Origin of the sequence: Phocaeicola fibrisolvens, assembly GCF_025567125.1 — a bacterium.
Taxonomy (GTDB): domain Bacteria; phylum Bacteroidota; class Bacteroidia; order Bacteroidales; family Bacteroidaceae; genus Phocaeicola; species Phocaeicola fibrisolvens.
The window spans coordinates 1-2,832 of record NZ_JAOQJI010000094.1 but is presented as its reverse complement, the minus strand read 5'-3'; the positions used below and the strand labels follow the sequence as shown (position 1 = coordinate 2,832).

Genomic DNA, 2,832 nt, shown 5'->3' with positions numbered 1-2,832 from the left:
GACAAATCGAATTTCAAAAATGTCAAAGACCGATATGGTTCAAGTGAACCGAATTTATTTAACTTTTAACCTTGTCCATTTTTAGTGGACAGTAGTGATGCAAATTATATAAATGATAATCTATAATTTAAACCATATTCAATAAAATTAAATGGGTTCAAAAGGAAAAACAAATAAACAAAAAGAAAGTATTGAAGCGAAATATAAGCTTGACGAAATGATAGGTGAAGGCGGCAATGCAAAAGTATTTGCTGTTATCCCTTTAAATGCGCAAGAATTGCTAGCTTTAAAGTATTTGTCTGTACGAAGTGAAGAAAAAGAACAACGATTTCTTGATGAGGTAAAGATAATGAAAGATAATGCTAGTATATCTGGAATAATGCCGATTCTTGATTTCGATTTAGATAATTATTGGTACGTTATGCCTATTGCTACTCCAATAATGAAATGGTCAAATGATATGCGGACTAAATGTACAGAAGATCCGTACAAAATAAATAAAATCGACTACTCTTCTTGGATAACCACTGTCATAAAAGGATTCATAGATCTAACAGAAACTTTAGGGAAACTTCATGATCTTGGAATACATCATCGTGATATTAAACCAGATAACATATATTATTATAAGGAACGTCTTTGCTTTGGTGATTTTGGACTTGTGGAATTTCCTGACAATAATAATTTTACTCGTAATGATAAAGGATTAGGGGCAATCTTTACAATTGCTCCAGAAATGAAGCGCAATCCTAAGGGTGCAGATGGTTCTAAAGCAGATGTTTATTCATTGGCTAAAACTCTTTGGATGATTCTCTCTGGTGATGAAAAAGGATTTGATGGACAGTATTCATCAATAGATCAAACTCATGGATTACGATTTTATGATCATTTAAAGAATGAATATCTTGTAGAAATCGAAGAATTACTTTACCAAGGAACTGCAAATGACCCGAAAGCTCGTCCTGATATAAAACAATTCGGGAACTGCCTTTCACAATGGTTAAGTTCTTATAGTGATAGATTAAAAAAGGAATTGAATGAATGGAGGTTTGTCGCTAATCGTATTTTTAGAGATGGTGTTCCAGTTAGAACAGAATACCAAGATCCTACAGCAATTGTTAGAGTACTTAATATCTTAGCATCTTCTTCTGCAATGAATCATATGCTATTGCCAGAAAGTGGAGGATTGGATTTTTCTTATGCAGATATTGCTCCAGAAGCAGGGTTTATATATATTTATACAAAAGGAGGTATTAATGTCATAAAGCCTAAAGCATTATATTTTGAATCATTCCAAGATTCTCGTTGGAATTATTTCTTCATTGAAGCAGAAAATGTAGAGCCAATTGATGGAGTTCCTGTATCAAGATTCGGTGATCAACTTCTTGTAGAAGATACTCCTGGACATTATGTTAAAGCTGATGATGCTGTATATGGTGTATATGATTATGATTCAGGGGTACCGCTTCCTATGGGTTACAAGATTGTAAACAGATTTATACGAGGAAAGTTCCTTATTGTAATGAAATTGAGTCCATATAATCAGATACCTTCTACTTATGATGGGCGTCATGCTATGATGGGTAACGAAGAGTTGCGTAATTATTTTGAACGAATGCAAAAAGAAATAGCGTATGGCGTTTCAAAAGGTTACAAAGAGGAAGAAATATTGAATATGCATGAATTTGGTGATCATCCATATCCGGAAAGGCAACCGAACTTATGTTTACAGATAAATGTTGATGAGAAGAAATTACCTAAACCTGACGATTTTATAAAAGAGTCTTTTAAATTATGGGATTTTTCAGAATTTATACAAGAACAAATGGAAAATGGAAATATCGCTTTCAGTTTTGAATTCAAATTTGGCTCTTATAGTTCTTGGCTATATAGTTCAGGATGGTATCTTTGTTCAGATGGAAAGATTCGTGAAGGAAATGATGAGAGTCTGGAAAAGTATCAGGTTTATGATCGAGATGTAGCTATTAGCATAGTTAATTGCCTTAATGATTCAATTCAAAATAAATGTAAAGGATATGACACATCAAATCTTAACACAAAATGTCATTTTGATATAGAGTTTTGTATGATAGGTAAGCCGCATCATCTTTTTACGAAAGAAGAGATTAAAAATGAAATGAGGAATGCTGATGATAGACGAGGTAACCAACTCGTGATTGATGAAGATGGATATGCGCATGTCCTTCCTACCGATATTCGACATATTGGATTTCTTTATCCTGTATCTAACGAATCATGGGGAGGCTATAATAATTATGTAGGGCGATATTCTTCTCTCGATACTTTAGATGAAACTTATCGTGATATGTTGGCCTGTTGGCTCGAATACCTTAGGTTGGGGCATCACATACATTGTGATACCAATCAATGGAATAATGTAGAAGATTTATTATCTGAAATTGTAAAATTGTATTAAGTTTTTCAATATAATAGTGGATAAGACTAGTCACTTTCCATAAATTAAGTTTGTATATGGCTAGCCATTTTATTAAATTAGAAAATACGAATGAACACCATAAAATCCTTTGCATAAGTCGGAAACAGTAGCCATTCAATTCTATGCAATTCCAAGTTTTCATCTACAGAGAAGTTATAATCGTCTTGTAAAAACATATTTTAAATTATGAGAATCTGGAAAGTTTTAATTTTTATTATTTTACGAAATATTCTGTCTTTAACCAATAGACAGAAATCTAATTTTGGAATGAGATTTCACTAGCTGCATATTCCGGAGCATACCCGTTCACATTCCGGTAGCCTATAAAGCATAAAAATAGCCTTTAAAAGCACAATTTTATATCCGTTCATCCC

The 2,832-nt window shown here is 32.7% G+C and carries 1 protein-coding gene; it reads left to right on the top strand.

The window, feature by feature from the left end; translation table 11 throughout:
- Nucleotides 1–151 precede the first annotated feature (151 nt).
- The gene (locus OCV81_RS17560) at nt 152–2,437 is read left to right on the top strand and encodes a protein kinase domain-containing protein (protein ID WP_148331121.1); all 2,286 of its coding nucleotides are present in this window, start codon (nt 152–154) and stop codon (nt 2,435–2,437) included.
- The last annotated feature ends 395 nt before the right edge of the window (nt 2,438–2,832 follow it).

Excerpts from the sequence above, each read along its gene's own strand:
- OCV81_RS17560 (WP_148331121.1), top strand. The coding sequence starts at position 152 with ATGGGTTCAAAAGGAAAAACAAATAAACAAAAAGAAAGTATTGAAGCG.